At 66.1% G+C, this 24,812-nt stretch carries 20 protein-coding genes and 1 tRNA gene; 11 read left to right on the top strand and 10 right to left on the bottom strand.

The genetic code is table 11. The annotated features are described in order from the left end of the window. Positions 1-3: 3 nt before the first annotated feature. The 3 genes from selB to LFT46_RS09460 form a co-directional block, all read right to left on the bottom strand. Entirely contained in the window at positions 4-1,800 is a 1,797-nt protein-coding gene (selB, locus tag LFT46_RS09470) for a selenocysteine-specific translation elongation factor (RefSeq protein ID WP_236802512.1), read from the bottom strand. 2 nt (positions 1,801-1,802) lie between these two features. Then, positions 1,803-3,134, bottom strand: coding sequence for an L-seryl-tRNA(Sec) selenium transferase (selA, locus tag LFT46_RS09465; protein ID WP_236802510.1), 1,332 nt, complete (start codon positions 3,132-3,134; stop codon positions 1,803-1,805). 36 nt (positions 3,135-3,170) lie between these two features. Then, a tRNA-Sec gene (locus LFT46_RS09460) sits at positions 3,171-3,265 on the bottom strand. 44 nt (positions 3,266-3,309) lie between these two features. Here LFT46_RS09460 and selD point away from each other — a divergent pair. Then, positions 3,310-4,335 (top strand): selenide, water dikinase SelD, encoded by a 1,026-nt coding sequence (selD, locus tag LFT46_RS09455; protein WP_236802508.1) that lies wholly within the window; start codon positions 3,310-3,312, stop codon positions 4,333-4,335. 13 nt (positions 4,336-4,348) lie between these two features. Here selD and nrfD read toward each other — a convergent pair whose 3' ends face one another. From nrfD to LFT46_RS09425, 6 genes are all read right to left on the bottom strand, one after another. After that, on the bottom strand, positions 4,349-5,440 hold the full coding sequence (nrfD, locus tag LFT46_RS09450) for an NrfD/PsrC family molybdoenzyme membrane anchor subunit (protein WP_236802506.1): 1,092 nt from the start codon (positions 5,438-5,440) through the stop codon (positions 4,349-4,351). After that, positions 5,437-6,444: a 4Fe-4S dicluster domain-containing protein gene (locus LFT46_RS09445; protein WP_236802504.1), complete on the bottom strand. Its 1,008-nt coding sequence runs from the start codon at positions 6,442-6,444 to the stop codon at positions 5,437-5,439. The genes nrfD and LFT46_RS09445 overlap by 4 nt, the downstream gene beginning before the upstream one ends. Before the next feature lie 101 nt (positions 6,445-6,545). Then, entirely contained in the window at positions 6,546-9,881 is a 3,336-nt protein-coding gene (fdh, locus tag LFT46_RS09440) for a formate dehydrogenase (RefSeq protein WP_236802502.1), read from the bottom strand. Between the two features lie 142 nt (positions 9,882-10,023). Beyond that, a complete protein-coding gene (locus LFT46_RS09435; RefSeq protein ID WP_236802500.1) occupies positions 10,024-10,680 on the bottom strand; it encodes an alpha/beta hydrolase in 657 nt (218 codons plus the stop codon). Between the two features lie 186 nt (positions 10,681-10,866). Then, positions 10,867-11,718, bottom strand: coding sequence for an aminoglycoside phosphotransferase family protein (locus tag LFT46_RS09430; protein WP_236802498.1), 852 nt, complete (start codon positions 11,716-11,718; stop codon positions 10,867-10,869). A 40-nt stretch (positions 11,719-11,758) separates the two neighbouring features. Continuing rightward, positions 11,759-12,631, bottom strand: a complete 873-nt coding sequence (locus tag LFT46_RS09425) for a CPBP family intramembrane glutamic endopeptidase (RefSeq protein ID WP_236802496.1) — start codon at positions 12,629-12,631, stop codon at positions 11,759-11,761. Between the two features lie 385 nt (positions 12,632-13,016). On the opposite strand from LFT46_RS09425, the gene LFT46_RS09420 reads away from it, so the two are divergent. Together LFT46_RS09420 and LFT46_RS09415 are read left to right on the top strand one after the other, a co-directional pair. Then, positions 13,017-14,090: a glucose 1-dehydrogenase gene (locus LFT46_RS09420; RefSeq protein ID WP_236802845.1), complete on the top strand. Its 1,074-nt coding sequence runs from the start codon at positions 13,017-13,019 to the stop codon at positions 14,088-14,090. 101 nt (positions 14,091-14,191) lie between these two features. Beyond that, entirely contained in the window at positions 14,192-15,049 is an 858-nt protein-coding gene (locus tag LFT46_RS09415; RefSeq protein WP_236802494.1) for an aldose 1-epimerase family protein, read from the top strand. Positions 15,050-15,153: 104 nt separating this feature from the next. Here the strand turns inward: LFT46_RS09415 and LFT46_RS09410 are convergent, their stop codons facing one another. Further along, positions 15,154-15,660, bottom strand: coding sequence for a MarR family winged helix-turn-helix transcriptional regulator (locus tag LFT46_RS09410; protein ID WP_236802492.1), 507 nt, complete (start codon positions 15,658-15,660; stop codon positions 15,154-15,156). A 90-nt stretch (positions 15,661-15,750) separates the two neighbouring features. Between LFT46_RS09410 and LFT46_RS09405 the strand changes: the two genes are divergently transcribed. The 8 genes from LFT46_RS09405 to LFT46_RS09370 all read left to right on the top strand — a co-directional run bounded on the left by LFT46_RS09405 (position 15,751) and on the right by LFT46_RS09370 (position 24,746). Then, the gene (locus tag LFT46_RS09405; protein WP_236802490.1) at positions 15,751-16,218 is read left to right on the top strand and encodes a hypothetical protein; all 468 of its coding nucleotides are present in this window, start codon (positions 15,751-15,753) and stop codon (positions 16,216-16,218) included. Next, entirely contained in the window at positions 16,215-16,856 is a 642-nt protein-coding gene (locus tag LFT46_RS09400) for a gluconate 2-dehydrogenase subunit 3 family protein (protein ID WP_236821911.1), read from the top strand. Before LFT46_RS09405 ends, LFT46_RS09400 begins: the two co-directional genes overlap by 4 nt. Continuing rightward, positions 16,853-18,508, top strand: a complete 1,656-nt coding sequence (locus tag LFT46_RS09395) for a GMC family oxidoreductase (protein ID WP_236802486.1) — start codon at positions 16,853-16,855, stop codon at positions 18,506-18,508. The genes LFT46_RS09400 and LFT46_RS09395 overlap by 4 nt, the downstream gene beginning before the upstream one ends. A 2-nt stretch (positions 18,509-18,510) precedes the next feature. Further along, entirely contained in the window at positions 18,511-20,301 is a 1,791-nt protein-coding gene (locus LFT46_RS09390; protein WP_236802485.1) for a thiamine pyrophosphate-requiring protein, read from the top strand. A gap of 3 nt (positions 20,302-20,304) precedes the next feature. Next, positions 20,305-21,411 carry an enolase C-terminal domain-like protein gene (locus LFT46_RS09385; RefSeq protein WP_236802483.1) on the top strand — a complete coding sequence of 369 codons (1,107 nt, stop codon included), beginning with the start codon at positions 20,305-20,307 and terminating at the stop codon, positions 21,409-21,411. Between the two features lie 85 nt (positions 21,412-21,496). Continuing rightward, the gene (locus LFT46_RS09380; RefSeq protein WP_236802482.1) at positions 21,497-22,252 is read left to right on the top strand and encodes a ZIP family metal transporter; all 756 of its coding nucleotides are present in this window, start codon (positions 21,497-21,499) and stop codon (positions 22,250-22,252) included. Positions 22,253-22,273: 21 nt separating this feature from the next. After that, positions 22,274-22,912 carry a hypothetical protein gene (locus LFT46_RS09375; RefSeq protein WP_236802481.1) on the top strand — a complete coding sequence of 213 codons (639 nt, stop codon included), beginning with the start codon at positions 22,274-22,276 and terminating at the stop codon, positions 22,910-22,912. Then, the gene (locus tag LFT46_RS09370; protein WP_236802478.1) at positions 22,896-24,746 is read left to right on the top strand and encodes a glycoside hydrolase family 15 protein; all 1,851 of its coding nucleotides are present in this window, start codon (positions 22,896-22,898) and stop codon (positions 24,744-24,746) included. The genes LFT46_RS09375 and LFT46_RS09370 overlap by 17 nt, the downstream gene beginning before the upstream one ends. Positions 24,747-24,812 lie beyond the last annotated feature (66 nt).

Raw genomic sequence — 24,812 nt, 5'->3', positions numbered from 1 at the left:
CGGTCAGCGAACCACTGTACGGTGACCGGCATCAATCCGTTTGGTCCAGCCGCGGGAATCAAGGTGCTCCAGCAGCGGGACCGCGATCCGGCGTGTTGTGTCCAGCGCCTGGCGTGCCTGGCTGGTGGTGAAGGGCTGGGCCAGGCCGGCGAGGGTGCGCATCGCAAGCGCGGGTGCCGTGGGCAGCAGCACCACCCCGTCACGCAGACGCAGCAGCCGTCCCGTGCGTTCGGCGGCGGCCAGTTCCCGGGCGCCGAGGCCCATTGACGCCAGCTCGTCGGCTTCCGGGGCATGGAACGCGTCTGTCTTGAGCCTGCGCTCCAACCGGGCGATTGCCGGCTCAATGGGGCCAAGGTTGCCCTGGCTGCCCGGCACCCGGATGTGGCCGCTGTCCTGCTCCAGCTCCGCCCCGCGGATAACGTGGGACAGCAACCTCTCGTCGGGCAACCTGAGCAGGTCCCGCGCCGCGCCCATGGAAAGGCCTGGGGCCAGGGGGTCCCGCTCCTGCAGCGCCTCGACCGCGCCCCGAAGCCGGTGCTGCCACGCCTCAAGGACAGGGGCATGCACCCACCAGTCACCGAAAACCCGCACGCCCTGCGGGGAATCCACAGCGTGCCCGGGCAGCAGCCCAAGCTTGCGGAGATGATCCATTTGGACCGCTCCGCGGGCTGCCACTTCCCCCAGAACGTCCCCTGCGGGATCCATCCCTGCAAGCCGTTCGGCCCAGTGCGCGCCGTCACCGCGCCACCGCAGCTCCGGTGGGTCCGCGTCGAGAATGCGCGCCCCACCCAGGACCGAACGGCTGCCAGGGTCGCGCAGCACCAGCCGGTCCCCGAGAACCAGGGGCAGGTGCCTGTCGAGGACCAGCCGGGCATGGTCGGCCCCGAAGGGACGCAGCCGCGCCGGCACGGACGCCGTGCCCACATGCACCATGATTTGCTCGGGCACGTCGGTATACGCCACCCCGGTGGTGCGGTGGATGCCTACGACGCCGGTGGTGGGCCATGCACCAGGGGTAACCAGCGCGTCCCCGCGCCTGATGTCCGTTGCGGCAACGTCGCGCAGGTTCAACGCCACCCGGCTGACCGGCTCCACCGACTGGTACGAGGTGTCGCGGCTTTGCAGGCCGCGGACCGCCACCGGCCGGGACCCCGAATGGCCCAGCAGTTCCAGCCGGTCACCCTGGGCGAGCGTGCCCGCTGCCAGTGTTCCGGTGACCACCGTTCCGGACCCGTTGATCGTGAACGACCGGTCCACCCACAACCGGACCCGCCCCGTTGTGGTGGGGGCAGGCACCTGGGCCAGGACGCCGTCGAGCGCTGCACGCAACTCAGCCAGGCCGGTCCCGTTGATGGCCGAAACAGCGATGGCTGGGGCATCCCGCAGCCCGGTCCCTGCCAGCTCCGTGCGGGCCCGCGACAGCACGTCGGCGACGCGCTGCCCGGATGCCCGGTCCGCGCGGCTGAGGACTACCACGCCGTGTTCAATGCCAAGCGCAGCTACCGCATCCCGATGATCGCTTGACTGGGCCTGCCAGCCCTCATCCGCGGCTACGACGAAGCAGACCACCGGAGCCGGTCCGATTCCGGCAAGCATGTTGCCGAGGAAGCGTTCGTGGCCGGGCACGTCGACGAAGGCAACGTCCTGCCCGGACGGCAAGGTGGTCCATGCGTAGCCGAGGTCAATGGTCAGCCCGCGGCGCCGCTCTTCCTCCCATCGGTCCGGCTCCATGCCGGTAAGGGCGCGGACCAGGGTGCTTTTACCGGAATCGACATGTCCGGCCGTGGCAACGACGTGCACGGTCAGCCCGCCCTGCCTGCGTCCGCAACGTCGAGGGTTGCCAGTGCCTGCCGAACGGCATCGAGGATCCGGTCATCCTCGGCCGGCGGCACACAGCGCAAGTCGATCAGGCAGGCGCCGTCGTGGACGCGCGGCAACACGGCCGGGTCGCCGGTGCGCAAGCGTCCTGCAATTCCCTCGGGGAGCCGCAGCGCCCATCCCGGCAGCGGAACGCCGGGGGCGCCGCCGCCGCCCACCCGGCCGTCATGGGGTACGACGGGGACGCCCAAGGCGTGGGCGAGCCTGTCAGTACGGCGCCGCAACTGTTCGACGTCGGCGTGCAGCGCCTCGACGACGGGCGTCGGCCCGCCGGCGACGGTTGCTTCCAGGGCGGCCAGGGCAAGCTTGTCCGCCCGGACAGCACGGGCGAGCGGGTGGCGGGCCAGCCGGGTAATGATTTCCTTGCGGCCCAGCAGCAACCCGGCCTGGGGGCCGCCCAGCAGTTTGTCGCCGCTGGCGATGACGACGTCGGCGCCGCCCGCCAGGGCGGAGGCGACATCCGGTTCGTCCGGCAGGTACGGATCGGGCGCCAGCAGCCCACTGCCCAGGTCAGCCACGAGTGGAACGCCGTGTGCCGCGGTCAGCCGGCTCAGTTCGGCAATCGGAACCGCGGACGTGAACCCGTCCACCCGGAAGTTGCTCGGGTGCACCTTGAGGATGCAGCCCGTGTCCGGTCCGACGGCCCCCGCGTAGTCATGCAGGTGTGTCCGGTTGGTGGTACCCACCTCGTGAAGCACCGCGCCTGTCGACTCCATCAGGTCGGTCAGCCTGAAGCCTGCACCGATCTCGACGAGTTCCCCGCGGCTCACCACCACCTCCCGGCCGGCGGCCAGGGCTGTGGTGGCCAGCACCAGCGCTGCAGCTCCGTTGTTGACCACCAAGGCGTCCTCGGCGGCAGGACAGGCAGCGAGGAGGGCGGCCCGGGCACCGGCACCGCGGCGGGAGCGGCCGCCGTCTGCAAGGTCCAGTTCCACGTCAACGTAGCCGCTGGCAGCGACAAGGGCTTCCACCGCCGCTGCAGAAAGGGGGGCGCGGCCAAGGTTCGTGTGCACGATGACGCCGGTTGCGTTCAGCACCGGACGGAGGGTTGTTGCTTTATGTGAAGCGACGGCTGCGAGCAGGGCAGGTTGCACCTGGTTGGGAGGCAGCTCACCGCGGCGGGCCTGTCCCTGGATTTTTCGGACGAGTTCGCGGACGACGCGCTCATTCATCCGTGTCCGGGCCTCGCGGACGGCGGGCAACGCCAGCAGGTCGTTCGTGCGGGGAATCAGCCGCCGGGGATCGACCTGGACCACAGCCCTCCTCTTTTCACGGCATTCACGCCGGTAGTTTGGCGGTGGCGGACGGGAATCGAACCCGCCAGGCCGAGATGCTCAGCCTCACCGGTTTTGAAGACCGGGGGGCCCACCAGGACCCGGACGCCACCGCGCCTCAATATAGCAGGGTTAACTGGAGGGGTACGCTAGGCGGGTGAATGAGGCTCAGACGTCAGTACAGCAACTTGATGATGGTGCCGCCGGCTTGCTCCGGCTCACCGACTATGCCCACGGCGGAGGCTGCGCCTGCAAGATTCCGCCAGGCGAACTCGAGGACGCCGTCCGCGGCCTGATCGGCCAACCGGGCGCAGAGGTGCTGGTTGGCCTGGACAGCGGCGACGACGCCGCGGCGGTCCTGGTCCGCGATGATCTGGCCGTCCTCACCACCGCTGACTTCTTCACTCCCGTGGTTGACGACGCGTTTGACTGGGGCCGGATTGCGGCCGCCAATGCCCTCTCGGACATCTACGCGATGGGCGGCCGCCCGGTCACGGCGATCAACCTCGTCGGCTGGCCCCGCGGAGTCCTGCCGATGGAATTGATGACGGAAGTCCTCCGCGGCGGGCTGAGTGTGGCGTCCCAGGCGGGGTGCCCGGTGCTCGGTGGGCACTCCATCGACGATCCGGAGCCGAAGTACGGCATGGCTGTCACGGGCGTCGCCCACCCCGACCGCCTGCTCCGCAACGACGCCGCCCAGCCCGGGCTGCCGATCACGCTCACCAAGCCACTCGGCGTCGGACTTCTCAACAACCGGCACAAGCAGACCGGGGAGGTGTTCGCTGAAGCGGTGGAGACGATGGCGGCCCTCAACCGGGACGCAGCCGACGCCGCGGTTGCTGCCGGCGTCCGGGCCGCCACTGACGTGACGGGTTTTGGCCTGCTGGGGCACCTTTACAAGATGGTCCGCGCCTCGGAGGTGGGCGCCGTGATCGATCTGAAGGCTGTACCACTGATCGAGGGCGCGCGGGAGGCACTCCGTGACGGTTTCGTCTCCGGCGGAACCCGGCGCAACCTTGATTGGGTGCGGCCGCACCTGCGCTCCGCTGCCGGCGTCACCGAAAACGACCTGCTGCTGCTGGCCGATGCCCAGACCTCAGGCGGGCTGCTGGTGGTCGGCGAGTTGCCGGGCTACCCGGTGATCGGCCACACCACTGCAGGGCGGGGCATCGAGGTCCGCTGACGCGGCTGCCCGCTCAACCGGCGGTGGTGATCGCGTCGCCGGTCACGCCTGCGGCACGGCGGGCAGCGAGCCGGTTCTTCTGCGGTTCGATGGTGTACCGCGGATCCCTGGCCGAGGCGAGGCCCGCTTCGAACACGCCGAAGCGGGTCAGGGCCGAAGCGCCCAGCAGCGCCAATCCCGAAGCTGCCGCCACCACGCGGTTGCGCCCCGCGAGCAGCGTTCCGAGTCCGCCGGCCAACGCCAACCGCTCGCTCCACTTCAGCATGGAGCCCGCCTTACCCTGGTGCAGGGGCTCGGCGGCCACCGGATCCATGCGGCGCTCCATCACCTTCATGGCAGCGACATCCCCCAGCACGCCGAGCACCGCAAGTTTCCGGGCCGGTCCTGTCTCATGGATGGGTGTGGTAACCATGGCGAGGCCGGCAGAAGCGAGGCAGGCCGAACTAACGAAGACGAATGGCAGTTCCTCGTGCGCAGCATTCCATGTCGGGGTGGCGGTATCACCCAGCAGGACAGCCGTGTACGCCGCCAGTGGCCCGGCGAAAACCGCCGCTTCGACGCCGGCCGCACCTTCCACTGCATGCAGGACCTTCCGCAACGGACCCAGCGGAAGCCGGCTGCCGGTCATCCGGTCGATTTCCGCCACCGCGGTCACGGCCGTGCCCGCGCTGAAGGCGCTAAGGATCCACGAGCCCACACTCATCGGCGAGGTCACCTTGAAGGTCCGCAGCATGTGCAGGAAACGTTCCGGCCTGCCCAGGTCCTTCACCAGGGCAACGGCACCGGCGCTTACTGCCGCCAAGGCGCCCAGCCGGGCGTTGCGGCGAAGGATAGGCCGGCCGGTCAGCTGCCCGCCAAGACCGAGGAGGGCTGACCCGCCTGCCACGCCACCCAGGAACAGGTATATGGCCACGTCATCGCCCCAAGGCGCCGGCTTCACGACGGGACGCCCGTAGTACGAGGTGAACTCAGGCTCCGGAACCATGGGCATTTCCCGTGAGCCGTCACCATTGTCCCGGCGTCGACCGGTGCCGCGCTTGCCGCCCTGCCGGCGGCGTCGGGCAGGTTCTGATGGCCGGAAGCTGTCGAACTCTGAGAGGGTCACGCCCGTCCTCCCAGGAAGGCCAACGCAGCGGCCGCAGCCATGCCTGCCACGGCCATGCCGGCGCGGCGGTACATCTTCGGCAAGTCTGCGGTGGGCACCCGGGGGTCCGGCGGAAGCCCGTACACTTCTGGTTCGTCCAGCAGCAGGAAGACAGATCCGGTTCCGCCGACGCCGTCGTTTTCGTTCGCCCCGTAGAGCCTTGCTTCGGTCATCCCCTGCGCATGCAGGGTGGCCACCCGCTCCCGGGCCGTCTCCACCATGTCATCGTGGTCGCCGAACTTGATGGACGTCGTCGGGCATGCCTTGGCGCATGCCGGCGTCTGGTCGTCAAGCAGCCGGTCATAGCACAGCGTGCACTTCTGGGCGATGCCCTCGTTGGGGACGTCGGGATGCTTGGCGTGCTGTTCTTCCCTGCTGCTGGCGACTTTGACCGTGCCGTTGCTGCGGCGCTCGATCACGCCGAAGGGGCACCCGGCCACGCAGGTACCGCAGCCGTTGCAGACGTCATCCTGGACCACGACGGTGCCGAACTCTGTGCGGAACAGCGCGCCGGTGGGGCAGACGTCGAGGCAGCCGGCGTGGGTGCAGTGCTTGCAGACATCAGAGGACATCAGCCACCGGAAGTCTGCGGTGTCCGGCGGGGTAGTATCAGCGTCCGCAAGATCCGTAACAGCCGTTGCCGGGGCCGGCGGCCCGATGCGCGGCATGCCCAGGCTGACCAGGGCACGGCCTGACTCTCGCGCCTCGATAATGCGTTCCTGGCCCTGTTCAATAAAGGCGACGTGCCGCCAGGTGCTGGCACCCAGCGATCCGGTGTTGTCGTAGGAGGACCCAAGCAGTTCCAGGTTTCCGTCCTGCGGGTTGTGGTTCCACTCCTTGCAGGCAACTTCGCAGGCCTTGCAGCCGATGCAGATCGAGGTGTCGGTGAAGAACCCCTTGCGCGGATGGTTGTGCTCCCAGTGGGCATCGGCGGTGGGGTCGGTCGGTCCGGACAGCTGGCCCATCTAGTCCTCCGTCGTCGGGTTGGTGTCCGGAACGCCGCCGGCAGGCAGCGTTCCGGACGGGGCAGTGTTTGCTTGGGCTGACACGGTGGGGAGCAGACTCATCAGTTCTCCCCACCGTCGGCGCTGCCCTTTTCACCCGGGCGGGGTTGGATGCCTTCCGCCGCGGGATTGGTGACGGCGCGGTTGCCGGTCTCGGTGGTCACTCCGGCCCGTTCCTGATATTCAGCAACCAGGGCAAGCAGTTCCGCCCCGCGGGGCCTGCGGCCCGGCCGGATGTCGCACGAGGCCACCTTCGATTCCTGAATCTGGACATTGGGATCAAGGGTCACACCCAGCAAATCGTTTGCAGCGTCGCCGCTGACGACGGCATTGCTGCCGACGCCCCAGTGGTACGGCAGCCCGATCTGGTGCACGGTGTGGCCTCCGACCTTGAGCGGCGCCATGCGGTCAGTAACCAAGACCTTTGCCTCGATGGCGGAGCGCGCCGAAATAATCGTGGCCCACCCGTAAGGTTCGAGACCCCGCTCCGCCGCCAGCTGAGGCGAGACTTCGCAGAACATCTCCGGTTGCAGCTCGGACAGGTACGGAAGCCAGCGGCTCATTCCGCCCGCTGTATGGTGCTCGGTCAGCCGGTACGTGGTGAAGACATACGGGTAGACGTCGGAGCCACTGGTCCCCGCGCTTGGCGCACTCAGGTTGTCCTTGCGGGGGAACACCAGCCGCGCAGGGTTCTGCTGCTGCGGGTACAGCGCATTGGCCACCGGTGATTCCTGCGCCTCGTAGTGCGTGGGCAGGGGTCCGTCCATGAGGCCCTTCGGCGCAAACAGCCAGCCCTTGCCGTCAGCCTGCATGATGAAGGGATCATCACCGCTGAGGGCGGCCGGACCACCGACAGAGGGGTCCGGGTGGCTGCCCGGGGCAAGGTCAACCGGGAAGTCGGGCACGTCGTCTCCGACCCATTTACCCTGCTCCTGGTCCCACCAGATGTACTTCTTCCGCTCGCTCCACGGCTTACCGTCCGGGTCGGCCGAGGCGCGGTTGTAGAGGATCCGGCGGTTGGCAGGCCAAGCCCAGCCCCATTCCGACGCCGTCGGCCCCTGTTCCTGGCCCGGCTTGCGGTTGGCGGCATGGTTGAAGCCGTCAGCGTAAACACCGGTGTAGATCCAGCAGCCGCCAGACGTGGATCCGTCAGCCTGCATCTCCGTGTAGGAGGACAGGGGCTTCCCGGCGTCAGGACCTGCCAGGTGGCGGCCGTTGATCTCGGCAAGGACCGCTTCCGCATCGGGATCGCCGTGCTCGTCCGTGGGGTAGTCCCATGTCAGGTCGAGCAGCGGACGGTCGCGTTCGTCCTTGGAATCGGCCAGCTTCTCGCGGATCCGCTTACCCAGTTCAAAGAAGAACTGCAGTTCGCTTTGGCACTCCCCTGGCGGTGCAACCGCCTGGTGGCGCCACTGCAGCAGCCTTTGGGTCTGGGTGAACGAGCCGGCTTTCTCCACGTGGGTCGCCGCCGGCATGAAGAACACCTCTGTCTCGATGTCTTCGGTGCGCAGCTCCCCCGATTCGATCTCCGGACCGTCTTTCCACCAGGTAGCGGACTCGATGAGATTCAGATCCCGCACCACAAGCCACTTCAAGTGGGACATGCCCATCCGCTGCATCCGGCCGTGGGCTGAACCCACAGCAGGGTTCTGTCCAAGGATGAAGTACCCTTCCACTTCGTCCTCGAGCATGCCCATCACGGTCTCGTATGTTCCGTGGGCTCCGGTCAGCCTCGGAATGTAGTCATATGCCCAGTCGTTGTCCGCTGTGGCGGCGTCGCCCCACCATGCCTTAAGAAGGCTGATGGTGTAGGCATCTGCATTGGCCCAGTAACCTTTTTGCTGCTTCGACCCGATGACGGACAGATAGTCCTCGAGCGTGTCGTGGCGGCCTGCGCTGGGCATCGGCAGGTACCCGGGCAGCAGGTTGAACAGGGTGGGGATGTCCGTGGAGCCCTGGATGCTGGCATGTCCGCGGAGGGCCATGATTCCGCTTCCCGGGCGTCCCACGTTTCCGAGCAGGAGCTGCAGGATGGCGGCAGCCCGGATGAACTGCGTTCCCAGCGAGTGCTGGGTCCAGCCCACAGCATAGGCGAAACAGGTGGTCCGGTCGCGGCCCGAGTTCTCCGTGATGGTGCGTGCCAGGTACTCGAAGTCGGCCACGCTGATTCCGCACATGTCCTGGACCATCTCAGCCGTGTAACGGGCGTAGTGCCGCTTCACGATCTGGAAAACGGTCCGGGGGTTCTGGAGGGTATCGTCACGCTGGACTTCGGCGTGCTCCAAGGGCGGACCACCGCTGCCGAAAGCATGTCCGGCAGCGCGGTCCCTGGCATCGGCACCGTGTTCCGATCCGGGGCCGGGCTCGTCAATGGCGCCGTCCCCGCGTTCCGCGTATGCCCATGAGGACGTGTCGTAAGCACCCTTCTCGGGATCGAAGCCGGAGAACAGCCCGCCCAGATCCTCGGCATCGCGGTAATCGTCGTGGACCAAGGTTGCAGCGTTGGTATACGCGCTGACGTACTCCTTGAACCAGAGATCGTTGCTGATGACGTAGTTGATCAGTGCGCCGAGAAGCACGACGTCCGAGCCGGCCCGAATAGGTATGTGCTTATCCGAGACCGCTGACGTGCGGGTGAAGCGGGGATCGACGTGGATGACCTTCGCACCGCGCGCCTTCGCCTCCGCCACCCACTGATAGCCCACAGGGTGGCACTCGGCCATGTTGGACCCCTGGATGACGATGCAGTCGGCGTTGGCCATGTCCTGCAGTGATTGCGTTGCACCACCGCGTCCAAAAGAGGCTCCCAAACTGGGAACCGTCGCGGAGTGTCATATGCGGGCCTGGTTCTCGGTCTGCACCGCCCCTGCTGCTGTGAAGAGCTTCTTGATGAGGTAGTTCTCTTCGTTGTCCAGGGTTGCGCCACCCAGCGAAGCGATGCCCATGGTGCGGCGCAGCAGCCGGCCTTGATCGTCTTCCTGTTGCCAGGTCCTGCGGCGGGTCTCGATAAACCGGTCCGCCACCATGTCAAGGGCCTTCTCCAGGTCCAGGTGTTCCCACTCGGTGGAACGCGGCGCACGATAAAGCACTTTGGTCTGCCGGCCCGGCGAATTGACCAACTGCTCACTGGCAGAGCCTTTGGGGCACAGCCGGCCGCGTGAAATGGGTGAATCCGGATCGCCTTCGATCTGGACTACCTTTTCGTCCTTAACGTAGACGCGTTGCCCACAGCCAACGGCGCAGTAGGGGCACACGCTCTGCACCACACGGTCGGCAGTGGCCGTGCGGGGAGCTATTGCCTTGGTCTTGGCCGATGTGACCGCTGGGCCACGGCCGAACAGGTCGCCCGTGCTCAGCTGACGGACGACCGGCCATTGAAGAAAACTTCGCGGTGCCATTTCTGGAGCTTACCCCTGACCACGGCCGAAGTAACAGGACACGGCTGGGCGTGTCCCGTGCGAAGCATTTTTGGCAACGTCTAACCTCGGCGATCTTCGGTCAGGCAGCAAGTCCAGGAAAATATTGCTCTTGAGGTGGACTTCAGACGCTCATGATCACCGTGGCGAGATCTGCGGGACGGCTGATGAAAGGTGAGTGGCCCGCCTTAATGGTGACCGATGTGGTGCACCTTTCCGCCATGCGCTCCTGAAGCGCGGGATCCAGTGCTTTGTCACCCTCGCAGAGAACGTAGGTGCTTTCAAGGCTTTGCCACGCCATGCGCTCGGGCATTCCGCGGCCGTGGCCCGGTTGCTGCGGTACCAGCAGCGCCGTTGCCCAGGCGCTGTCGGCGTCAGTGCAGTCGGCATAAAGGGCTTCCCGGGCGAGCCCTGGCTGAATGCTGGTGCTTCCATCGTCGTTGTGCTGCAGTGCGCTGTTGATTGCAGCGCCGGGACCGCCCAGTGAGGCCCCGCTCTCACCCGCCGCGGGCACGAACGCCGCGACGTACACGAGTCGCGAAATTCGTTGCAGGCCGCTGATGACTGATCCCCCGTAGGAGTGACCGACGGCGACGGGCGGGACGTGGCACGCGTCCACCACCTCCTGCACCCCCGCAGTATCCGCGGCCAGCGAGCCCCGATGCAGACGGGGAACATGGACAGTAACAGCCTGCTCCCTTAGGGCCTCCGCGAGCCGGTCAAAGTGGGCGGGCTGGTGCCACAATCCGTGCACAAGTACCACCTCGGCCTGCTGCCCCATGCTCACAGCTTAGGGATACCCCCTGGCTTCCTTGGGCATCTTAACCAGCGTTCCTGGTTTGAAATCGAGCAACTCAACTCCGCCCGGCAGGAAAGGCACTGGACGAAGTGGTTCGCTTCAGAGCTTGGCAGAGCTGGTGGCTATGTTGAGTTGAAGGCCCAAAACCAGCCCCAATCGCAAGCCCGGTCAGTAGTTAGCGAGGGCATCCCGGAGCATGTGGTGACCTTGTTCCTCGAACTCACGGTCACCAACCTGGAACGCCCAGGCAGCGGTGGAGACAGCTTCGCGAAGCTGGGTTATGTTCCAAAGCCTGCTCTCTCGAGGGTCGAAACCGTACCCCTTGAAGAAGGCCTCCTCCAGTTCGGGGCCCGATCGCCATTGCTGCGCGGCCAAGCGGCAGAAATCGCTGAGTGCGGGCCTGAACTCGAACCGTCCGAAGTCGATGATCCTGAGCTCGGTCCCGTTCATGAGCCAGTTACGCGGTTGCCAGTCGCCGTGGGTCGGGACGGCCCTGACCGGTTCCGGCCGGTAGGAGGCGAGGATGTTCCGCGCTTTTTCTGCGGCGGCTTTGTCCATCTGCTGGGGCTTGTCCAGCCAGGCCATGGCTTTGGCGGTGGCTGCATCTTCATACTGCGGGTCCACCCGTACCGCTTGGGCGTGGAAGGCACGCAGTAACTGGCCGGCCTGCAGGTAGGTGTCTGCGTCATATTCAGCGGCTCCTCCTTCGACCGGGGAACCGTCCAGGTATTCCGTCACCAAGAGGTTCAGCCCTCGGCTGGCAGTTACTAAGCTGGGTGCCCTGTCCTTGGAGGCCCAGATGCCGGTGAAGGACCCGTGGGCCGCTATCTCACGGCCGATGTGACGGTTGGCCGGTCCCGCAGCCTTGACCACGTATCTGCGCTCACCGTGCTCCACCTCCAGCACGGTGGTATCTACGAGATTCCACGAAAGATCATTCAGGAGGCGAACGCCGGGAAACCGGCTCTCCACAAAGCCAGCCTGTCCGGCGCTGAGCCGGTTCCGGTGCCAGGATTCCATCCCTGGAGACTACCGGGGCGAGAACAATGCCAGAGCTTTTTCACGCGGGATGCAGTCCCAGCTGATGCCAGGTGAGGTGTTCGTGGTCGGTCAGAGCGACCACTGCGACTCCGATCCAGAGTGCGGCGCTGAGCAGCGAGGCGTGGATCAAGAAGGATGTCCCACTCAGGGACGGCGAGAGGATAGGGAGTGTGCTGGCTGCGTAGCTTGCATGCATCAGAGTTGCCACGAGCAGGCTCCTTGTCCTGTCGTAGACCCATACCATCAGCACCCGGTAGGCCGTCAACGATGCGACGGAGCAGAGGAAGTAGAGCGGCACATAGAGCGCGACCGGAACTTCCCCGTTCGAAGTCCCGGCGGTCCAGAGGATCTGGAACAAATGCCAGGGCCCCCAAAGTGCACCCACGATAAGCCCTGTGGCCAGGACACCGTGGCGTAGCCGCAGCCGCGGGATGGCAAATCCTGTCCAGCCAACTTCTTCGAGCAGGACTGAGACGCCTACTCCAAGGACGGGCAGAAGGAGAGCGATCTTGTCCTCGGCCGTGAGGATCGGCGGCAGGAATATGGGAGAAGCGATCGACAGGACGGAGAGGACCACAGCCGTCAGGACGGGTGCGGTAAGGAGGGCGATGGTGTACCAGCGGCCTGCCACCCGCCACTTAGCCAACCGGGATCCGATCTCACGGAGGCCCGCCTTTCCGGTGAGGAGGCCGGTCAGCAGGAGCCCTGCGATGGCAGGCCCCGTGAGCATGGCCAGGACGGCTGGAAGGAACCGGGGGTCGGTTTGCCAGAAGGCCCGCGCAAAATAGCCGGGCCCTCCCACAATCAGGAAAAGACTCCACGAGATGGCGAACGTAAGAATGTAATAGCTCAGTACTTGATGCCGCCTGACAAAGGCGACGATGACGTTCATTGAAACCTCCTACCCTGAGGACCCTTTGCGGCCTGCCTTCCGCCGAGAAGCCGAAGCCGGGGGGCGCACCGATGCCAGATGCGGCTTGAACCCCTGGTGCTGAAGTTGTTTGCGGGCACATAGCCGGCAGGACCACTGGGACGCGCTCGAGCTCCCGGACACGCTTCCTCTACGCCGAACCAATTTAGCGCTGCACCATAGGCGCCACCAGGGCCGTTCGCCTCCGGGTGGGCCACGCATCTGACCCAGAGGGTAACCAGGCGGAGCAGGTGATGGCATCCTCAGCTGGGGTGCCCGACGGTCGCCCCCGGACGCACAGACCGTTGCGCTAACGCAAATAACGCGGGACACTGGCCAAAGGTATCCATGGCCAAAGGGAGGCATGATGCGCGCGTTGACCGTTACACCTGGAGAAAAGGACTCATTGCACCTGCGGGAGGTTCCAGACCCCGGGACCGGCGAGGGCCAGGTACTGGTGGAGTCCCTGGCCGTGGGCCTGTGCGGAACCGACAGCGAGATCATCGCCGCCGACTACGGGGAAGCACCTCCGGGCCAGGACTACCTGGTGCTGGGCCACGAGAACCTCGGCCGGGTGATCGACGCTTCCCCGGATTCCGGCTTAGCTAAAGGCGACCTGGTGGTGGGAATTGTCCGCAGGCCCGATCCGGAGCCATGCAAGGCCTGCGCCGCCGGGGAATGGGACATGTGCCTCAATGGCAAGTACACCGAGCACGGAATCAAGGGCCTGGATGGTTTCGCGCGGGAACGGTGGCGGGCCGACGCCCAGGCGATGGTGAAACTGGACTCACGTCTGCAGGATGTAGGCGTCCTGCTGGAACCCACCACCATCGTGGCCAAGGCGTGGGAACAAATCAACCGAATCGGGCAGCGGGCATTTTTCGACCCCCACACCGCCGTCGTCACCGGCGCCGGGCCCGTTGGGCTGCTGGCGGCGCTGCTGGGAGTCCAGCAAGGCCTTGACGTGCACGTTTTTGACATCGTCACAGACGGTCCCAAGCCACAGCTCGTCCGCGACCTGGGGGCCACCTACCACAGCGAGCCCCTGCCGGATTCGGGCATCAAACCCAATGTGCTTGTTGAATGCACCGGCGTCACCCCCGTGGTCCTGGACGCACTCAAATGCCGGGCCCAGGACGCCATCACCTGCCTGACGGGCGTTTCCGCAACAGGCAAACAAACAAGGGTGGACGTGGGCGCGCTCAATCGCGAGGAGGTGCTAATGAACGGCGTGGTCTTCGGCAGCGTCAACGCGAACCGACGGCACTACGACGCCGGCGCGGAGGCCCTCGCCAAGGCAGACCTCGAGTGGCTGCGCCGCCTCATCAGCCGCCGGCTACCGTTGGAAAGCTTCGCGGAAGCCTTCAAGCACCAGCCCGACGATGTCAAGGTGGTCCTGGACCTGGAAGCAGGAGCCGACGAGGGGAACGAACGGTCATGAACCGGGAAGGCGGCCCTCAAGGAGCAGGCGCGGACCACCTGTTTCCTTCGGGGCGGCAATACGACATAGCCTTCGATCGCCAAAGCGCCACACTGACCGAAGTGGGCGCTGCATTGCGCATCTACCGCCAGGACGGCCGGGACCTGCTTGACGGATACGGGAAGGAGGACATGTGCACAGGCGCGCGGGGACAGTCGCTCATCCCCTGGCCCAACCGGATCAAAGGTGGCCGCTACGAGTGGGAAGGCAGGCACCTCCAGCTCGACCTCAGCGAGCCGGACAAGGGCGGTGCAATCCACGGGCTGACACGGTGGCGGAACTGGACTGTCCACCGCCATACCGCGGACTCCATTTCGTTCACCTACACCCTGCACGCCTGCCAAGGCTGGCCCTGGGTGCTCGACTGCCACTTGGACTACCAGCTTGGCCATGACGGATTGACTGTCCGCACCACGGCCGTGAACCGCAGTACAGAGCCATGCCCCTTTGGCACAGGAGCGCATCCTTATCTCAGCACCGGAGTGGGCCGCCCCGGTGCTATTGACGCCGGTCTGGTGCAAGTGCCCGGGCGTACCTTCCTGCCAGTGGATCCGCAGGGCATCCCCACCGGGCATGAACGTGTGGACGGCACCGAGTACGACCTGCGGGAACTACAGCAACTGGGAGGGCGGCACATCGATGTTGCCTACACGGATCTACTTCGCGATGCTGACGGGCTGGCTCGGGTGAAACTCCTCCGGCCGGATCGCACCGGAGGGGTTGAGCTGTGGGTGGACGAGACCTATCCGTACCTGGAAATCTTCACCGGCGACACCCTCCCCCAGCCGGACCGCCGACGCAGCGGACTGGGGGTCGAACCCATGACGTGCGCACCCGACGCCTTCAACTCCGGCGAGGGGCTGATCACCCTTGAACCCGGGCAATCCCACACCGCCCAGTGGGGCATCAGGCCGCTCTAAGGAAAGACCGTAAGGAAAAGCCATACGAGCGCAACGTCAACCATTGCGCAAACGCAAGTATTGGAGTTCAATGAAAACATGGCTTCTGCGGCGTCAGGATCCGGTCACTTCAGTTCCCGGGCTCCCAATGTAAATCGGCCATCGGAAGTGCCCTGGCCGCCGGCGGCGGCCGCAAAAGCCTCCAGCGCCGCAGCCAGCGCCGGGCGCCGGCCCGATGGCATCCTCGAAATGACCTCTCCAATCGCCTGCCGCCGATGGTCCAGCACCGAATCAACCAAGGCATGTCCTTTCGCCGTCAGCTCGAGCCGGACGTATCGCCGGTCTGCCGGGTCCTCCCGCCGCTCCAACAGGCCCGCAGCCACCAGTCGGTCGCAGATGCGCGTGGCATTGGAGGCATGCACACCCAGTTCAGCGGCGACTCCGCCCAGGTTTTGCGGGCCGCGGGTGTGGATCAGGACCAGGACCCGCAGCTGCGGAGTATTCACCACGTCCTCCACCTCGGCAACAGAGCGGGCAACGACCCCCAGGAGAGTATCGGCGGCACGCATCACCGCCTCGACTTCCCGGGTCGAAGGTTCCTGGACTGATTCAGGTCCACCAGCTGCATCCATGGGCACCAGTTTCCTCCGATAGTTGCTTTCCCGCAAAGTTTGAAGGTTCTACAGGACCGGTACGGACCTGCAGTCCAGGTTAGGAGAATCGTGAGAACACGACAGGCAAAAGATACCGTGGCCGGCACGGTGCACGGGATCGACCGGCTGATCAGGAATGTGCAGACTGGCCGGTTCGAGCGGTCCCTTTCGGCGCTGACGGCGGCAGGCGCCCTGGTGACCGCTGCGGAGATTTTCCTGGAGCATGACAAGGCAAGCTTCGGCAACAAATGGATGTGGGCTCCGGTTGCCCTTGGTCCGTTGGGAGCTGCCGCCGGGGTGGCAGGGGTCTTCAGCCGCCGCATGGCCAAGACGGCGCTGCCGCTGGCCAGCGCAGCCATTGTCGCCAATGGGCTGCAGGGCACCTGGCTGCATTTGCAGGGTATCCGGCAGAAGCCCGGAGGCCTGTCCAACCTGCGCTACAACCTGGAGATGGGCCCGCCACTCTTCGCACCTCTGCTGGTCACCCTGGTGGGCGGCATGGGGTTGCTGGCCTCGGTCCTGAGGAGGGAACCGTGACCGGGCTCCCCCTGCAGAGGGACGACGGCGGCGGACGCTACCCTGGCTTCAGCACCGTCGCCCAGGCGCGGCACTGGGACCCGGCGACGGCCGCCGTCGTGCAGTCCCGGATGGGCATGGCCCCGGACGTCCGCTTCTTCACCCCGGAGGAGGAGGCGGCGGCGCGGGCCCTGTTTGACCAGTTACTGGACCAGCAGGCGGAACCGCGGGTGCCGGTGGTGAACATGGTGGACGCCCGCCTGGCGGAGGAGGAGACCGACGGCTGGCACTACGACAACATGCCGCGGGACGGCGAGGCCTGGCGGGCCTCCCTGGCTGCACTGGACCAGGATGCCATGTCCCGGGAGAACTGTAGCTTCGCCCTGCTCAGTTTGGACGGCCAAGCGAAGCTGCTGCAGGACATCTGCGACCTGGACCGGGACCTGTGGCGTGGGCTGCCGGCGGACCGAGTGTGGAGCCTCTGGACACGTTATGCCTGCACCGCGTTCTACTCCCATCCTCTGGCCTGGGACGAAATCGGCTTCGGCGGGCCGGCCTACCCGCGTGGCTACAAGAACCTCGGCGTGGACCGGCTGGAACCATTTGAAGTGCGCGATGTACGGCCGGAAGCGGATCCCACGCATGGGGCTGACAGATGAGCAACCTGCGGGAACGCAATGAATCCGCCTGGCTGCTGCCCAAGGGCCCCGGCAGCAACCTGGGGCTCAGGGATAACATGCGCCGGTACCGCGACGACGACGAGGTGGACATCGTCATCGTGGGCTGCGGCGCCGGAGGAGCCACGCTCCTACAGCGCCTCGCGCGGGCCGGCTGGCGGGCCGTGGGCCTGGAGGCCGGCCCGTTCTGGGAGCCCGAGCAGGACTGGGTCAGCGATGAGGCCGGCTCCCACCACCTGTACTGGACCGAACCCCGGGTCATCGGCGGCAGCGACCCCGTCCCCTTGGGCTCCAATAATTCCGGCCGGGGCGTGGGCGGTTCGATGGTCCATTTTGCCGGCTACACACCGCGTTTCCATCCCAGCGATTTCCATACCCTCAGCGCTGACGGAGTGGGCGCCGACTGGCCGCTGGAATACGGTGAACTGCGGCCCTACTACGAGGACATTGAGGCCGAACTTCCCGTTTCGGGGGAATACTGGCCTTGGGGCGATCCGCACGGCTACCCCCATCGGCCGCACCCGGTCTCCGGCAACGGCGAGCTGTTCCTGAGGGGCGCAAACGCCTGCGGCGTCACGGCAAAGGTGGGGCCGGTGGCCATCGCGAATGGCCGGTTCGGCAACCGTCCGCACTGCATTTACCGGGGCTTCTGCCTCCAGGGCTGCAAGGTCAACGCCAAGGCTTCACCGCTGATCACGCACGTCCCCGACGCCCTGGCGCATGGCGCCGAAATCCGGCCCGACGCAATGGCCACCAGGATCGTGCTGGACGAACGCACCGGCCTGGCAACCGGCGTCGAGTACGTCCAGGGCGGCATCCGCAGGTTCCAGCGCGCCCGCCTGGTGGCCGTGGCAGGCTATTCGATCGAAACGCCCCGGCTGCTGCTGAACTCCACGTCGGCGCGCTTCCCGCACGGGATGTGCAACGACTTCGACCAGGTGGGCCGGTACCTGATGGTGCAGGGTGCGCCCCAGACCGCTGGACGGTTCCAGGCGGAGGTGCGGATGTGGAAGGCTCCGCCCCCGGAGGTCAGCACCGAGGACTTCTACGAAACAGACCCCGCTAAGCCGTACAAACGAGGCTTCTCCATCCAGTGCGTGTCCCCGCTTCCGATCACCTGGGCGGAGCATGTCGCCGCCCAGGGACACTGGGGCGCGGCTCTCCGCCGGTACATGAGCGACTATCCGCACTGGGCGTGCCTGGGTGCACTCTGCGAATTCCTTCCCCTTGAAGGGAACAGGGTGACCCTCGCGGATGAAACGGACCGCAACGGCATCCCCATCGCTTCCTTCAGCTACAGCCAGTGCGACAACGACCGGCAGCTGATGTCTGCAGCGCAGCAGGTCATGGAGCGGATCCTCACGGCGGCGGGAGCGGAGGAGGTCATCACCATCAACCGCTATGCGCATTTGGTGGGCGGTGCCCGCATGGCCGCCGTCGAGCAGGAAGGAGTGGTGGACCGGAACCTGCGGAGCTTTGCAGTACCAAACCTGCTGGTGACTGACGGCAGCGTCCTGCCCACGCAGGGAAGCGCGAACCCTGCCCTGACCATCATGGCGCTGGCGGCCCGCGCGGCCGGCGTCCTGGTCCAAGGCGCCCGCAGGGGCGTCACGATGAGCATGAAGGAAGACTGATCATGGCAACTACAGTGGCTGACTACCTGCTCTCCCGCCTGGGCGAGTGGGGCGTGGACAAGGTTTTCGGTTTCCCCGGAGACGGCATCAACGGCATCCTGGCCGCCTTCGGCAAGGCGGGCAACCAGCCAAAATTCATCCAGGCCCGGCACGAAGAGATGGCAGCGTTCGAAGCCGTGGGCTATGCCAAGTTCGGTGGCCGTGCCGCCATCTGCATGGCCACCTCCGGCCCCGGCGCAATCCACCTCCTCAACGGGCTGTACGACGCCAAGCTGGACCATGTTCCCGTGGTGGCCATCGTCGGCCAGACGGCACGCAGCGCCATGGGAGGGTCCTACCAGCAGGAAGTCGACCTGCTGACCCTGTTCAAGGACGTCGCCTCGGACTACGTCCAGATGGTTACGGTTCCAGAGCAGCTGCCCAACGTCATCGACCGCGCCATCCGGATCGCGGAGGCGCAGCGGGCTCCTACTGCCGTCATCATCCCCTCCGACGTCCAGGAGCTCGAATACGCGGCACCCACGCACGAATTCAAGATGGTCCCCTCCAGCGTGGGAATCCGCTGGCCGGATATCCAGCCGGACAGTGAGTCAATCCGCGGTGCCGCCCAGCTCCTGAATGAAGGCTCCAAGGTGGCCATCCTCATTGGCCAGGGTGCGCGGGGCGCAGCGGCCGAGGTCCGGGAAGTGGCAGAGCTGCTGGGCGCGGGAGTGGCGAAGGCGCTCCTGGGCAAGGATTCGCTGCCCGATGACCTCCCGTACGTCACGGGTTCCATCGGTCTCCTGGGCACCCGGCCGAGCTACGAGATGATGCGCGACTGCGACACGCTGCTGACGGTGGGCTCCAGTTTTCCCTATACCCAGTTCCTGCCCGAACCCGGCCAGGCCCGCGGGGTGCAGATCGACGTGGACCCGAAGATGATCGGGCTGCGCTACACGAACGAGTTCAACATCGTGGCCGACGCCGGCACCGCATTGCGGGCCCTGATCCCACACCTGGAGCGCAAGCCGGACCGGTCCTGGCAGGAAAACCTGGAATCGTCCATCAGCCGTTGGTGGGAAACCATGCACGATGAGGCCATGGTCAGCGCCGATCCCGTCAATCCCATGCGGCTGTTCGCCGAGCTCTCCACCCGGCTTCCGGCCAACGCCATGCTCAGCGCCGATTCCGGCTCTTCAGCCAACTGGTACGCCCGGCAGCTGAAGTTCCGGGGAGAGGTCCGGGGCTCCTTGTCGGGCAACCTGGCCACCATGGGGCCCGGGGTTCCCTACGCTATCGGTGCCAAGTTTGCCCACCCCGGCCGGCCGGCGATCGCCTTCGCCGGTGACGGTGCCATGCAAATGAACGGGCTCGCCGAGCTGATCACCATCAAGCACTACTGGCACGAATGGGATGATCCCCGCCTGGTGGTGGCCGTCCTGCACAACAACGACCTCAACCAGGTCACCTGGGAAATGCGGGCCATGGGCGGTGTGCCCGCCTTCCGCGAATCCCAGGCGCTCCCGGACGTGGACTACGCCGGGTTCGCCGAAAGCCTGGGCTTGCAGGGTATCCACGTGGACAATCCCGACGACGTCAGACCGGCCTGGGAGAAAGCCCTCGCCGCGGACAGGCCCACACTCCTGGACGTCCGCACCGACCCCGACATTCCGCCCATTCCACCACACGCCACCCTTGAACAGGCGCGGAAGACTGCCGAGGCCATGGTCAAGGGTGATGACAGTGCCTGGGGCGTGGTCAAGGAGGGCGTCAAGACCAAGATCCAGGAATTCCTGCCGCACAAGGAGGGCTGAAGGGTGGGATCCGGGGAGGCCCCCGTCACGGCCCTCAATGCCGCGGTGTACACAGTTCCCACGGATGCGCCGGAAGCGGATGGCACCTTCAGCTGGGACTCCACCACGATGGTGCTGGTGCAGGCCGCGGCTGGCGGGAAGACGGGCCTGGGATGGACGTACGCACCGGCCGCCACAGCGGACCTGGTGGAAGCGCTCCTCGGCCCAGCCGTGCACGGCGTTGACGCCCTGGACGTGCCGGCCGCTGCGGCGGCGATGGCCCGGACGGTGCGCAACCCCGGCAGCACGGGGCTGGCATCCTACGCCGTCTCCGCCGTCGACTGTGCCCTCTGGGACCTGAAGGCCCGCCTCCTGGACCTGCCGCTGCACAAACTCCTCGGCTCGGTCAGGGACAGCGTGGCGGTCTACGGCAGCGGCGGGTTCACCACCTATTCGGAAAAGCAGCTGCGCACCCAGCTGGAAGGCTGGGCCCACGGCCAACGCATCCCGCGCGTGAAGATCAAGATTGGCCAGGACAACGGAAGCAACGTTCCCCGCGACCTGGAGCGCATCCGCCAGGCGCGTTCCGCCGTCGGCCCTGACGTGGAACTGTTTGTCGATGCCAACGGCGCCTATACCGACAAACAGGCTGTCCGCGTCATGCGCGAGGTTGCAGCGGAGAACGTGACGTGGTTCGAGGAGCCCGTCTCAAGCGACCACCTGGCCGGGCTCCGGGTGGTGCGGGACGCGGTGGACGCCGACGTGGCAGCTGGCGAATACGGGACCGGTCTCCCCTACTTCCAACGCCTGTGCGCCGCGGATGCCATCGACTGCCTGCAAGCGGACGTCAGCAGGTGCGGCGGCGTCACCGAGTGGCTGCGCATCGCCGCCGTCGCTGCTGCCCACGGCCTGGAAGTCTCCGGCCACTGCGCGCCCCACCTGAGCGCCGCCGTCGCCGCCGCCACTCCCAACTTCCGCCACTTGGAATGGTTCCACGACCACGTCCGGATCGAGAACCTCTTGTTTGACGGAACGCTCGACCCCGACGGCGGAGTCCTGCAACCTGGCGACGGGCCCGGCAACGGGCTGTCTCTGCGCACGACTGAGGCCGACGAATACCGGGTCCGCTGACATGTTTGACCAACAGGAAAGGACTCGTCCCCGTGAATAACCCGAACCGTGAACAGCAGCACTGCCTTCTGGCCGGTGCCTCGTAATGCCGGCATGGTTGCTGGCCTGGATGTGGGGCACCATCGCCGGCGGGGCTCTGGTGGTCGGCTGCGCCATGGCATGGAAATGGAAGATTCCGTCCAAAGTAGTGTCCTCCGTGATGTCCTTCGGCGCGGGCGTGCTGATCTCAGCCCTCGCCTTCGAGCTGGTGGAAGAAGCAGTCAACGGCGGTGGTCTCTGGCCCACGATCGGGGGCTTCGCCACCGGCGCCGTCGTTTACGTTGCCGCCAACGCCCTGCTGGCCCGCAAAGGCGCCGAGCACCGCAAACGCTCGGGTGGGAAACAGCCGTCGGAGCAGCAAAAACCAGGTAGCGGGACCGCCATCGCCGTCGGGGCGCTGCTGGACGGTATCCCGGAATCGGTGGTCCTCGGCGTCGGACTGGTGACCGCCGGTGCAGTCAGCCCGGCCATGCTGGCCGCCGTCTTCATCTCCAACGTCCCCGAAGGCCTCTCCAGCACGGCCGGCATGAAGAAAGCCGGCCGCAGCGCCAAATATGTCTTCGGAGTCTGGGTGGGCATCGCCGTGCTCTCAGGGATTGCGGCGCTGGTCGGGTTCCTGGTCCTGCAGGACGCCCCTGCCGAAGTCGTCGCCTTCATCACTGCGGTAGCAGCAGGAGCCATCCTGGCCATGCTCGCCGACACGATGATCCCCGAAGCCTTCGAAGAACACCACCTGCTCACCGGCCTCATCGCCGCCGCCGGATTCCTGGCTGCCTTCACTGTCGACCAGGTAGGCGGCTGAAACACGACCGAAAGGACCCCAATGAGTAGCAATCCCGGCAAGGCTGGCCGCGCCAACCCCGAGCCGCTGAACCCAGACCCTACAGGCCAGGACCCCAGTGCCACCGACCCTGGCGCAGATGCCAAACTGCAGCTCCAGCTGGCCATCTTCGACGTCACCAAGGACGCGCAGGGCAAAAGCCTGGACGAGATTCAGGAAAGCCTGCGCTCTGCCTTCGCAGCCCGTGGCGTCGAGGCACCCCCGGGCACCTGGCTGGAGTCGGTAGCCTCCTCGGCCTTCTACGGCGAGCCTTACATCATCGACTTCCCGGCAGCAATCGCGGCAGACGATGCCATGCCGGCCCCTAACAAGAACGTCCGGAAGCGCCTCGCCTTCCGTCGGCAGTTGCGCCAGGAGAAACTCCCGGCCGGAACCTTCCCTCCCCCGGCTGAATGGGAAGTGCCAGCCAACGAAATCACCCACCCCGGCACCGCCGACCACCGCGTCACCGTATCCCGGACCACAGGTGGGAGCCGTATCGTTCTGCTTGCCATAGGGCTGGCAATGGTGGTGCTCGTGGCAATCCGGGCTGCCCGGCGGCCCAGTCGCCTGCTTGGGCCCCTGCCGGCTCAATCATTTACCGGTACGGCCAAGGAGGGCACCCATGTCGGATATCAGTGATTACGCGCTCCTGGGGGACTTGCACACGGCTGCCCTCATCAGTACCAGCGGCTCGATCGACTGGATGTGCCTGCCGAACTTTGACTCCCCGGCCTGCTTCGCTGCCCTGCTGGATACCCCTGCCGCGGGGCGCTGGCTGCTGGCACCCGCCGGGGAAGGACGGTGCACCCGCCGCTGGTACCGCCCGGGAACGCTCATCCTTGAAACCGAGTGGGAAACTTCCCAAGGAAGCGTCAGGGTCACTGACTTCATGCCTGTCCGCGACGACGGCGCCGACGTGGTGCGTGTTGTCGAGGGCCTTCGCGGCAGCGTGCAGATGTACGGGGAATTATGCCTGCGCTTCGATTACGGCCACATCGTTCCCTGGGTGAGGCGCAAAGACCATCGCCTGACCGCCATCGCGGGCCCGGACGCCGCGTACCTCACCACCCCCGCCCCGCTCAAGGGCCGGGACATGCGCACGGTCAGTGACTTCACAGTGCAGGCGGGTGAAAAAGTGCCTTTCGTGCTGCGGTGGGTTCCCAGCAGCAAGCCTGCCCCGCCGGAAACCGACCCGGACAAGGCGTTGGAAACAACGGAGAACTTCTGGCTGAACTGGATCGGCCGCAGCCGGATGGAGGGAAAGTACAAGGATGCGGTTGAACGTTCGTTGATCACCCTCAAGGGGCTTATCTACTCCCCCACGGGTGGCATCGTCGCAGCTCCCACAACTTCCCTGCCGGAAGACCCCGGTGGATCCAGGAACTGGGATTACCGGTTCTGCTGGCTTCGCGACGCGACCCTGACGCTGCAGTCGCTGCTTGCCGGAGGCTACACCGAGGAAGCGGCGGCGTGGCGGGAATGGCTGCTGCGTGCCGTCGCGGGCGACCCCGCCGACCTGCAGATCATGTACGGCATCGACGGCACCCGCCGCCTCCCGGAAACGGAACTGCCGTGGCTTGCAGGGTTCGAAGGTTCCAAACCGGTCAGGATTGGAAACGCCGCCGCACCCCAACTGCAACTGGATGTATGGGGCGAGGTCCTGGACGGGCTCTCCCTGACCCGCGCCGCCTTTCCGGACACTGTCGATGACTCCTGGGACATCCAGGTGGCCCTCATGGAGTACCTGGAGGGAGCCTGGGACCAGCCCGACAACGGGCTATGGGAAATGCGCGGTCCCCGCCGCCACAATACCCATTCAAAAGTCATGTGCTGGGTGGCGGCGGACCGCATGGTCAAGGGCATCAGGCACTCCGGGTTGCCAGGCCCGGAAGACAGCTGGTCCGCGCTGCGCGACACCATCCATAAAGACGTCATGACGCACGGCTTCAACAGCGAGCGCAATACCTTTGTCCAGTCCTACGGAAACAACGAGCTGGACGCGAGCCTCCTTTTGATCCCCCGCGTGGGGTTCCTGCCCCACGACCATCCCCGCGTGATCGGCACTGTCGAGGCCATCCAGCAGCACCTCACCGAAGACGGTTTTGTCCTCCGCTACCGCCCACAGGCGAGCAATGATGGCCTCCCCGGGACCGAAGGGGTCTTCCTCGCCTGCTCCTTCTGGCTGGTTGACGCCCTGCTGGGGATCAACCGGCGAAGCGAGGCCGAGGAACTCTTCGAACGCCTCCTCAGCCTCCGCAATGACGTGGGCCTGCTCAGCGAGGAGTGGGACCCCAAGAACGAGCGGCAACTGGGCAACACCCCGCAGGCCTTCAGCCACTTCCCCCTCATCCACTGCGCTTTGCAGCTCCAGCACGGGCAATCCAGGCAAAGCAACACTCCCCTGGCCAGCCCGGAAGACCGTCACGGGGACCGGGCAGGGGACGGTGGCTCCGTGAACGAACAGACATCCTGATGCCCGCATAGGCATCGGTGCCCTCATGAACCTAGGGCCGGCCTCATGAAGCTAGGGCCGGCCTGC

This window comes from Arthrobacter sp. FW306-07-I (assembly GCF_021800405.1).
GTDB lineage: Bacteria > Actinomycetota > Actinomycetes > Actinomycetales > Micrococcaceae > Arthrobacter.
This window is presented reverse-complemented; position numbering and strand designations above follow the sequence as displayed.

Bases quoted from the DNA above. Each gene is read 5' to 3' on its own strand.
- LFT46_RS09445 (WP_236802504.1), bottom strand. From the start codon at position 6,444: ATGGGCCAGCTGTCCGGACCGACCGACCCCACCGCCGATGCCCACTGG.
- LFT46_RS09435 (WP_236802500.1), bottom strand. From the start codon at position 10,680: ATGGGGCAGCAGGCCGAGGTGGTACTTGTGCACGGATTGTGGCACCAG.
- LFT46_RS09430 (WP_236802498.1), bottom strand. From the start codon at position 11,718: ATGGAATCCTGGCACCGGAACCGGCTCAGCGCCGGACAGGCTGGCTTT.
- LFT46_RS09425 (WP_236802496.1), bottom strand. From the start codon at position 12,631: ATGAACGTCATCGTCGCCTTTGTCAGGCGGCATCAAGTACTGAGCTAT.
- LFT46_RS09420 (WP_236802845.1), top strand. From the start codon at position 13,017: ATGCGCGCGTTGACCGTTACACCTGGAGAAAAGGACTCATTGCACCTG.
- LFT46_RS09410 (WP_236802492.1), bottom strand. From the start codon at position 15,660: ATGGATGCAGCTGGTGGACCTGAATCAGTCCAGGAACCTTCGACCCGG.
- LFT46_RS09395 (WP_236802486.1), top strand. From the start codon at position 16,853: ATGAGCAACCTGCGGGAACGCAATGAATCCGCCTGGCTGCTGCCCAAG.
- LFT46_RS09390 (WP_236802485.1), top strand. From the start codon at position 18,511: ATGGCAACTACAGTGGCTGACTACCTGCTCTCCCGCCTGGGCGAGTGG.
- LFT46_RS09380 (WP_236802482.1), top strand. From the start codon at position 21,497: ATGCCGGCATGGTTGCTGGCCTGGATGTGGGGCACCATCGCCGGCGGG.
- LFT46_RS09375 (WP_236802481.1), top strand. From the start codon at position 22,274: ATGAGTAGCAATCCCGGCAAGGCTGGCCGCGCCAACCCCGAGCCGCTG.
- LFT46_RS09370 (WP_236802478.1), top strand. From the start codon at position 22,896: ATGTCGGATATCAGTGATTACGCGCTCCTGGGGGACTTGCACACGGCT.